General features: G+C 45.1%; 6 protein-coding genes and 1 pseudogene. 1 reads left to right on the top strand and 6 read right to left on the bottom strand.

What is annotated here, in order from left to right; all coding sequences use genetic code 11:
- Positions 1-77: pseudogene (locus ACI4WN_RS00495) on the top strand (50S ribosomal protein L28); the annotation flags it as partial.
- A 150-nt stretch (positions 78-227) separates the two neighbouring features.
- Here the strand turns inward: ACI4WN_RS00495 and ACI4WN_RS00490 are convergent.
- From ACI4WN_RS00490 to ACI4WN_RS00465, 6 genes are all read right to left on the bottom strand, one after another.
- Complete coding sequence (locus ACI4WN_RS00490) at positions 228-1,868, bottom strand: SEC10/PgrA surface exclusion domain-containing protein (RefSeq protein ID WP_439776508.1); 1,641 nt, start codon at positions 1,866-1,868, stop codon at positions 228-230.
- Positions 1,869-2,058: 190 nt separating this feature from the next.
- A complete protein-coding gene (locus ACI4WN_RS00485) occupies positions 2,059-5,295 on the bottom strand; it encodes an SEC10/PgrA surface exclusion domain-containing protein (protein ID WP_439776507.1) in 3,237 nt (1,078 codons plus the stop codon).
- 199 nt (positions 5,296-5,494) lie between these two features.
- Positions 5,495-6,184, bottom strand: coding sequence for a thiamine diphosphokinase (locus ACI4WN_RS00480; protein WP_439776506.1), 690 nt, complete (start codon positions 6,182-6,184; stop codon positions 5,495-5,497).
- 28 nt (positions 6,185-6,212) lie between these two features.
- Positions 6,213-7,106, bottom strand: a complete 894-nt coding sequence (rsgA, locus tag ACI4WN_RS00475) for a ribosome small subunit-dependent GTPase A (protein WP_439776505.1) — start codon at positions 7,104-7,106, stop codon at positions 6,213-6,215.
- Positions 7,107-9,143 (bottom strand): Stk1 family PASTA domain-containing Ser/Thr kinase, encoded by a 2,037-nt coding sequence (pknB, locus tag ACI4WN_RS00470; RefSeq protein ID WP_439776504.1) that lies wholly within the window; start codon positions 9,141-9,143, stop codon positions 7,107-7,109.
- Entirely contained in the window at positions 9,133-9,888 is a 756-nt protein-coding gene (locus tag ACI4WN_RS00465) for a Stp1/IreP family PP2C-type Ser/Thr phosphatase (RefSeq protein ID WP_439776503.1), read from the bottom strand. The genes pknB and ACI4WN_RS00465 overlap by 11 nt, the downstream gene beginning before the upstream one ends.

Here is a 9,888-nt window from a genome sequence, read left to right as displayed (position 1 = left end):
TTCTTGTAAACGGCAAGCCTAAGCGCGTTTGGGTTTCAACTAAGACTTTGAAGTCTGGTAAAGTTACCCGTGTCTAGTGACTAAAAAAGCTCGTTGGATCTTTGATCTAGCGAGTTTTCTTTTTGGAAAAAATTAAATTTAAGCGATTTTGTACATCAGTTTGTGCATCAACATTTGAAAAAAAGGTCTCATTCCATTTCTGGAACGAGGCCTTTTTTGGCTACAAACTATTTCTTTTTACTTTTAGCCTTCTTAGTACTCTTCTTGACTGCTTTCTTGGTCTTTTTAGTCGACTTCTTAGAAGTCTTCTTCGTAGCTTTCTTCACTGGCTTCTTAGTGACCTTCTTTGACTTAGCCTTGGTCGTTTTCTTCGTAGTCTTTTTTACGACTTTCTTAGCAGTCTTTTTCTTAGACTTAGCCTTCGTAGACTTCTTCTTAGTAGTCTTCTTGATTTGCTTAGCGGTCTTATTAACGATGCTGGTTGCCTTAGCACGTTTTTTAGCTGTTGCTACTGCCTTGTTAGCCTTGTTTACTATTGCTTTTGCGCTTTTTAGGACAACTTTTGCATTATCATAAGATTGCTTTGCTTTTTGAAAACTAGCTTTTTTGGCATCAAAGTCAGCTTTGATGGGTGCCAATTCCATATTCGCCTTATTTAAATTTGCTTGAAGTACTGATGGATCGTATGGATTTGGGAGAGTAATATTTCCTGACTTACTTTCCCAAGTATTCTCATTATCTATTGGTGCTAAGTAAGTCGTAAAGCTGTCTTCAGTTTTTTGGACAGTTGTTTTTTTAATGTTTGGCACAACAATAAAGTGCAAATGACGAAAGTTTTCACTAGTTTTTGACCCTGATGGAATATAGCCATCCGTTGAAAGGCCAAAATATACCAAATCAATTTGTTTTGTTCTTGTAACCGTCATATAATACTGGTCATCTAAGCCTAACAAGCTTTTAGCGTGGCCATTTTCTGAAGAAGCGTCGTCATAAAGCATGCCCAAAATAGATTCATAGATAAATCTCTTTGCTTCAAACATAGTTAATTTTGATGACCCACTTTGGGTTGACAAGTTTTCTATTGCCTGTCCCTCACTATTATCTATAGACATTAAACCATATTCACTTGCCACTTCATTTACCACTTTATTATCATGGCCATTTTTATTAGAATCCCACTTATCTTCTGAATATTTTTTAGCAATTTCGCTAGCTGCAGCAATTGCCCCCTTTGAAGCAACAAAGCCACCAGAGAATTGATTCATCCCAAAACTGGATCGGGCAGAGTTAATCACCTCAACCGCATAATTAGTTAGTTGATTCTGCTGATCAACAGTCAAATTATTAAGATCAATTTTTACTTTTTGATCTTGATCTAATCCAACATATTCATTTGGAATATCTTTTCCTTTGACTAATGCTTTTGACCAAGCTTTTTCTGCTTGGTCAATTTTGGTACTATCAGTGTTCGTATCATCTGCGAAATATTCTCTAATAGCCTTAGCATAATTTTGCGTAGCTACTCTGATTTCGTTATTAGCCACAATTTTTGGAACATAATCATGAGCCTGTTTCGCATTCTCTTGCACAGCTTTACTTGCCAAATATTTCTTTTCACTTCCAATATAGGTGGCTTTAGCTAAATTATAAGTTTTTTCAGTTGTTTTTTTATTTTCTTCCGCTGCCATCAGTTTCTTTTGAGCAGCCTTTTGTGCGTTTTGCGCCTGGGTCAATTGACTAGCCGGCTTTTTAGCCTTGGCAGTCGTCGCGGCTTGCACATTTTCCACTCTTTGCTGACTAATGCCAACTGCCGCAACACCAACAGTGGCAACGATTGCGAGATCCTTGAGTTTCTTCCAACGATCCATAATTTCCTCCTATTTTTCAACACACAATTATTTTTCTTTTTTAATTGTAAGCTCAAAAAGCGCCCATTTCAATCGCTATCATTGATAAAAAGTTATCACTCTTCTAGAGGCAAATCATTTCTCTTTAGAAAAATAAGCATCCCGCTACTTCAGATCAATCCGAAATAGCAGAATGCTTATTACTTACCAATTATTTCTTGCTCTTGGCCTTCTTGACCGTCTTCTTAACAGTTTTCTTAGCCTTTTTTGACTTGCGAGTTGTCTTCTTGACTTTCTTAGCAGTCGACTTCCGCGCAGTCTTCTTAGCCTTTTTGCTCTTCTTGGTTACTTTCTTTTTAGTAGTCTTCTTTTTAGTGGTCTTCTTTTTAGACTTAGCCTTAGTAGTCTTCTTTGACTTGGTTGACTTAGTCTTGATTTGCTTGGCAGTCTTGTTAACGATGCCAGCAACCTTGGCCCGCTTCTTGGCCGTAGCAACGGCCTTGTCAGCCTTGGCCTTAGCTGCTTTAGCGGTCTTCAAAGCTTTAGCAGTCTTAGCGGCCTTAGACTTAGCAGACTTAAGGGTGGCTTCTGCCTTGTCCAAAGCGTTTTGCGCACTAGTTAAAGCGTCTTGAGCTACTTGAGCAGCAGTCAGATTATCGTTTGCCGTCTTTTGGTCAGCTTGAGCATTTGCCAGGTTTTCCTGTTTAGAAGCTAAGTCAGACTTCGCACTGTCCGCAGTCTTTTGAAGTTCAGCCAGCTTGGTTTGAGCGGCAGACAATTCCTTGTTAGCGGCGTCTAGCGCTGCCTTCTTCGGAGCGGCAGACTTTTGAACAGCAGCTAAAGCAGAATCTGCAGAAGCCTTTTCATTGTCCGCAGTCTTTTGCGCTTGTTCAGCACTAGTTAAGGCAGAATTTGCCTTGGACAATTCAGCTTGTGCTGAAGCAGCTTGGTTCTTGAGTTCAGTCAACTTAGCTGACAAGGCGTTAGCTTCGCTCGTCACCTTGCTCAAATGGTCCTGAGCTGACTTCAAGGCTGCTTGATAGTTGCTTGCGTCCTTGGTCAGTGAATCTAAAGTCTTTTCTTGGGCTGACAAGTTGGCGTTAGCATTGTCCAGTGCCTTAGACTTTTCAGCATATTGAGCAGTTGCCTCAGCCAATTTGGCTTCCGCAGCTTTAAGTGCAGATGCAGTGGAAGCTTGCTTATTTTTAGCAGCAGTCAAAGCATTAGCGGCATTAGTCTTGGCAGTAGCTGCTACTGAGGCTTCACTTTGCGCCTTGGATAAAGCAGCTGCCTTAGCGGATTGGTTATTTTTGGCATTAGCCAAAGCAGTATTAGCAGAGTCCAAGGCGCTCTTAGCTGAACTGTAGGCATTTGCCTTAGTGTTATAGTCTGCTTGAGCTGAGGCTAAGGCAGTATTAGCACTATCCAGATTTGCCTTCAGAGTTGCTAGGTCATAAGTGCTTGCCAAGGTTTGCGTACCTTGCTTGCTTTGCCAAGTGGATTCGTTATTAACGTAGCCGTAATAAGTCTTGTAGTGAGTAATCGTCCCATTAGCAGTTTCTTCTGTACTGCTAATCGTTGCATTCTTTACATTTGGTACAAGAATTAGATGGTAGTGTGAATTTTGGTTATATTGACCTAATCCTGAAAATTGATATGCATCTGAGGAAATGCCAAAGTAAGTTTGGAGATTCTTCAAATCAACTTTCGCAGCAGAGAATTTTTGCACATTTAACCCAAGTAGGCTATAAGCATGGCCATTATCCTCATCTGCATCATCATACAGCATCCCCAAAATTGCATCATAGACATCAGACTTTGCTTCGTACATCGTCACCTTGGACAAATCATTCACACTCAGCTTAGTTGACAAGTTTTCAATTGCTTGACCCTGACTGTTGTCTAAAGTCATAGCACCATATTCACTTGCAACGCCATTAACCGCCTTGTTGTCATGACCATTTTGAGCACTATTCCACTTGTCTTGAAGGTACTTTTTTGCAATTTCACTAGCTGCTGACATCGCACCTTTTGATACGATTAATTTCCCAGCGTATTGTTCCATCCCAAAGCTTGAACGAGCTGAATTGATCAACTGAGCCGCATATTGGCTCAATTCGGTCTGTTGATCACTAGACAAATTGTTCAAATCTAAGTTAACTGTCATGTCCTTGTCGGTACCTACATAATTATTAACAAGGCTCTTTCCCTTGGTCAGTGCAGCATCCCAGGCCGCTTTCGCTTGACTCAAAGCATTATTGTTAGCAGTCGTTTCATTCTCAGCATATGCTCTCTCAGCTTCAGCATACTTTTGCGTTGCCGCCTTAATTTCAGCACTAGCGTTAATGGTTGGGTAAGCATCGTAAGCTTGTTGAGCCGCCTTTTGAGCTGCCTGACTGCTAGTCAGCTTGCTTTGAGCTTGGTCGTAAGCTGACTTGGCTGAGTTGTAGGCAGTTTGAGCTGAATTTGCCTTCTGCTGGTCGCTATTGACTTCGCTGTCAGCCGCATTCTTAGCGTTTTGGGCAGAAGTAAGTGCAGCTGCGGTTTGACTGGCCTTAGCGGTTGCCTGGCTTAACGTATTTTCTGCGGCCTTTTCGGCGTTATTAGCGTCATTAGCCGCATTAGCCGCATTGTTCTTGTCATTTTGCGCACCCGGTAAATTAACGTCGTTCAAAGCCTTTTGAGCGGCGCTTTGTGCATTCTTGGCATCAGCTACCGTCTTTTCCTGAGCGCTCTTCTTGCTGTTAGCATCATTGCTTGCTGCTTGCGCACTGTTGACCGCGTTTTGAGCACTATCTTTTTCCTTGTTCTTAGCAGTTAATTGGTTATTGGTGTCAGAAACCTGTTGGCTAGCACTATTAGCCGCCTTTTGAGCAGCCTCTTGCTTAGCCTTAGCATCGCTCGCAGTCTTTGCTGCTTGGCTGGCCTTGTCGCTAGCCACTTTAGCCTTGCTTTCAGCAGCCGTCAAGCCAGTCTTATCGACTTCTGCTTGGGCACTCTTTTGCTTCGTTTGAGCAGCCGCTACTTGCCCTTGTTGGTCGCTAGCTGCCTTAGCCGCTTGATCAACGCCGGTTTGAGCCTTATTAACCGCATCTTGTGCTTCCGTTACTTGGCTATTAGCAGTATTGACCTTGTCTTGAGCAACATCAACTGGACTAGCGTCAGCTACCATTTGAGCATCAGCGACCTTTTGGCCAGCAGAATTGACGGCCTTTTGTGCCGTCTTTACAGCCTTAATAGCTGCCTTATTGGCCTTGTCCGCCTTGGTTACCTGCTTTTGCGCAGCCTTTTGCTGATTTTGCGCCGTCGTCAGTTGACTGGCCGGCTTCTTAGCCTTGGTGGTCGTGGCCGCTTGCACGTTTTCCGTCTTTTGCTGGCTAAAGCCAACGGCTGCCACCCCGGCAGTCGCAACGATTGCTAGATCCTTGAGTTTCTTCCAATGATCCATAATTTCCTCCTATTTTTAAACACAGCAGTTATTTATCTTTTAAGCTTATTGTAATCTTAAAGGCCTAATTAATCAATTATTCGTTGAGGCACAATAAGCAATCAACATTTATGTATAAAATCCCTTTTGTAAACAATATGTATAGCCTTACTTTTATCTTTGGTCAAAGAAAAAAGCGTACCACTTGGTACGCTTAATCTTAATCATTCACATTGTCGAATCTTACCAGGTCCTTGGAGTACAAAATCGCTACGATTCCGCTCTCTAATTTCAAGGTAAAAGTATCCTGGTTTGGCAAAAATTCGTTAGAGGTAAAGGAGCGAATGTAGTCGCCGCTGTACGGTGCAAGTTCATATAGTGCCCCTTCAATTGCCAAATTTTTGACCGGAGTCAGGCAGGTCACGCCAAAATAGGCATAGTCCTGCTTTTGAACCTGGTATTGACCAGCTGACCGGTAAAAAAGCAGGTTCTGCTTGTCGACCAAGTAAAGCTGGTTGGCATACTGCCGCAAATCAGGATTGAGGATGCCAAAGAAGTTGATCATGGCATGGTCGAGCCGCCCGCCTGTTGCTCCGTAGACAAATAATTTGTCTACCTGGTAGTCTTCAAAGGCAATGGCCAGCATCAGCTCAGAGTCTGTCCAGTCTTTTTTAGGGACGGAATAGCGGACATCCCCGACCGTATTTTCCACCCATCCCAATTCCTCAGCTATCAGCGAGTCAAAATCGCCAATGGCAACATCGGGTCTGATCCCCAGCTCTAGCAAAAAGAGGGCGCCACGGTCCACCCCGATAATTAAGTCGCCAGCTTTTTGGGCAGAAACAAATTGCTCTTTGATGTCGCTTGGCCAGTCTTCTTTTGGTCCACCTAGCAATACATATGCATCCATTTTTATATTTCTTGCATCCCCTACCACACTATTTCAAATATTCCGGAATTCGCCCTTCTTCAATTTCTGTCCGCATGGCTAGATAGTCATCATAGCGGAACCGGGCGATTTCGCCTTTTTCCAAGGCATCCTTGACCGCGCACTTAGGCTCATGCAGGTGCTGGCAGCCCCGGAACTTGCAACCGGAGCTAAGTGCCTTAAATTCTACGAAATAACTGGCTAAATCCGTCAATTTAATCGGCGTCAGGTCAATCGAAGAAAAGCCTGGCGTATCGGCCAAAAAGCCCTCGCCTAACTTAAACAGCGTGACCTTTCTGGTCGTGTGCTTGCCCCGGTTAAGACTAGTTGAGATCGCACCGGTTTCTTGCTTAGCGTCTTCCTTGATGAAGTTGAGCAAAGTCGACTTGCCGGCACCGGATTGACCAGCTAGGGTCCAAATGGCTTCTGGGCCAATCTTTCCCGGCAGGTCTTCCGCCAGTTTTGACCGGTCCAAATAAACCGGATAGCCGATTTTTTGGTAGTAGGCTAACTGGTCTTCAACTTCCTTGAGCTTGTCTTCGCCCAAAAGGTCGCTTTTTGACAGGTAAATCGTCACTTGGACGCCTTGCCAGGAGAAGAAGGTTAAAAAGCGGTCTAAGAGCTGCACCGAAAAGTCCGGTTCAACAGCCGAAATTACCAACAGGACGTGGCTGACGTTGGCCACTGCCGGCCGGCCGATGCGATTTTTTCTTGGCAAAATGCTCACCAAATAAGCCAGACCCTGTTCGTCTAGCTTCACCTTTACCCGGTCGCCAACCTGGGGCTTTTCCTTGGTCTTGCGAAAAGCTCCTTTGGCCCTGGTCCGTACCAGTCCTGCTGGCGTTTTTACGTCATAGTAGCCTGCAATCAGCGATACCACGACGCCTTCAACTAATTCCGGCATTTAGTCCCCGCTTTCGTCTTTAGACACGGTCTCATTTACGACCGTTTCCCCATCTCTGACAATCTTGATCTTGCCAGGGTTGTCCTTAATGGAAAAAGTAATCGTAAAATCAGTATCCTTGGTAATGTATTGGTCTCGGTAAATATTGCCGATGCTGTGATCATCATCTTGAATGTAGATCTGGACATGATTGCCCTTATCTTCAGAACTAGAAGAAGCTGAGGACGATGACGATGATGAAGAGTCATCACTAGAACTTGCTGAACTCGATGATGAGCTGTCATCGCTAGCCTGGTATTCCACAGTATAAGTCTTCTTCACTTCTTTAGTTTCAGCACCGGTTGAAACAACCACTTCTAAAGTATCCCCGGCTGAGACCTGACTGCCGGCAGCTGGGCTAGTAGAAATAATCTTCCCCTCATCCACGCTGTCAGAAGCTTCTTTGGTCACCTTCAAGGTTAGCTTCTTGCTCTTAGCATAAGATTGCGCCGCTGTCAGGTTCTTGCCCTTTAAGTCAGCCAAGGCAAAAGTATCCTTGCTGCTGGAGCTGGTGGCTTTAGGCTCATCTTCTAAGGGCTCAGACACAGTCAGGGTAATCGCAGTATTTGCCGCATCTACCCTGCGTCCAGCCTTAATATTCTGGGAAATAACCAGATTAGGCACGTATTCGTTAGAAGGTGCATATTTGACCTTAACCTTAAAGCCTAGCTTGGTCAGCTTCTTTTTAGCTGCCGAAACATTATCTCCTTCGACATCCGGCACCTTGGTCAGGTTCGGGCCTTTAGAGACCACTAAATTGACCTTGTGGCCCTTGGAAACCGGGCTGTCGGCAGCCGGCGTAGTCGAGACCACCTTGCCCTTTTTGATCTTGCTAGAATATTCCCGCGTAACCTGGCCAATGGCTAAGCCAGATTCTTTTAAGGACACCCGAGCCGCCTTTTCCGACATGTTGACCACATTTGGCACGCGGACATTGTTGTGCCCGACAGCCAAAGCCATGAAGACCAAGATGGCTAAGATTGGAAAAATGGACCCAATCCACCACCACTTGTACTTTTTAATATTCTTCCAAATCGACCGCTTTGGCTTTTCTTTTTCCTCGGCCTCTTCAGTTTCTTTCTCCATCTTCATGACCTTGCCGTTTAAAGCCGGCAAGATCTTGGTTTCATCATCGCGGGAGTGGCTGGGCTGAAAGACTGGCTCGCTAGCCCGGCTTGGGTCTAAGCTGCTGTCTAAGTCAGCCTGCATTTCTTCTACCGAAGCATAGCGGTCCCGCGGATCCTTGGCGGTCGCTTTTAAAACCACGTTTTCCAAGGCTTGCGGAATTTCCTTGTTTTGCTTGCGCAAAGACGGAATTTGGTCTTCGGCATGCTTTAAGGCAATCACCACTGGCGTTTCGCCGCTAAAAGGCACTTCGCCCGTTAGCAGCTCATAGAGGATAATCCCCAAAGAATAAATATCTGATTGCTTGGTAACCATCCCGCCGCGCGTTTGCTCCGGCGACATGTAGTGAACCGAGCCCAAAACCGAGTTGGTTTGGGTGATGGCACTTTGATTCAAGGCAACGGCAATCCCAAAGTCAGCGATTTTGATATTGCCCTTTTCGTCCATCAAAATATTCTGCGGCTTTAAGTCCCGGTGAATTACGCCATGCTTGTGGGCCAAAGCCATGGCAGACAGGATCTGGTCCATGATGGTGATGACTTTGGGCAAGGGAATCGGCGAATTTTCACGAATATAGTCCTTTAAGTCCGGCCCTTTAACGTATTCCATTACCATGTATGGCAAACCGTGATCGGTCCCCACGTCAAAAACAGAAACGATGTTGGGGTGGCTTAATTCACTAGTGGCTAGGGCTTCTCGCTGGAAGCGCGCTAAAACCTTAGAATCCTTTTGCAAATCAAGACGAATAATTTTAACGGCGACTTGTCTCTTCAAAATGATGTCATCAGCTAAGTACACGTTAGCCATGCCGCCTTCACCCAAGGTGTCGACGATCCGGTAACGGTCTCCAAGCAAATAACCTTTATTGATCACTCGCGCCATCCTCCTCATTTACCGCCAGGCAAACGGTGATGTTGTCCCCGCCGCCTAAGCGGTTGGCCTCATTGACCAATTTATTGCAGCATTCTTGCAAAGACAAGCCCTTGGTTGCTAAAACCTGCTGAATCAAGGGGTCAGACAAGGAGTTGGTCAAACCATCGGTGCAAAGCAAGAATACGTCATGATTCTTCATTTCAAGTTCATTATATTCTGGATCAATCGTACTTGATACACCTAAAGCTTGAGTGATGATGTTTTTCTGTGGGTGGTTCTTAGCCTGTTCTTTGGTGATTTGCCCCATCTTGACCAGCTCATTGACCAAGGAGTGGTCTTCAGTCAGCTGGATAAAGTTGCCTTCAGAGTAGACATAAGCCCGGGAGTCGCCCAGGTGAGCCAGGAGCACATCTTTTTCAAAAAAGATTGCCAAAACGATGGTGGTCCCCATCCCGTTTAAGTCCGGGAAGCGGTCGGCGGCCTTCAAGATCGTCTCGTTTTCAGCCCGCAGCTGCACGTCCAGCCACTTCTTGGCCAGGCGCTTGTCGGTCAAATCCGTCGTCATAAAATTATGCCCTAAGTGGCTAACGGCCATAGTGGAGGCGACGTCGCCGCCCTGGTGGCCGCCCATGCCGTCGCAGACGATGGCCATGGTTACACCAGCTTGATTCTTAAAAATCTGGACAAAATCTTGGTTGCTCTTTCTTACTCTACCAATGCTTGAAGCAAATGCTGTCTTAATCAC

Source organism: Lactobacillus sp. (genome assembly GCF_051893255.1).
Classification (GTDB): Bacteria; Bacillota; Bacilli; order Lactobacillales; family Lactobacillaceae; genus Lactobacillus.
This window is presented reverse-complemented; position numbering and strand designations above follow the sequence as displayed.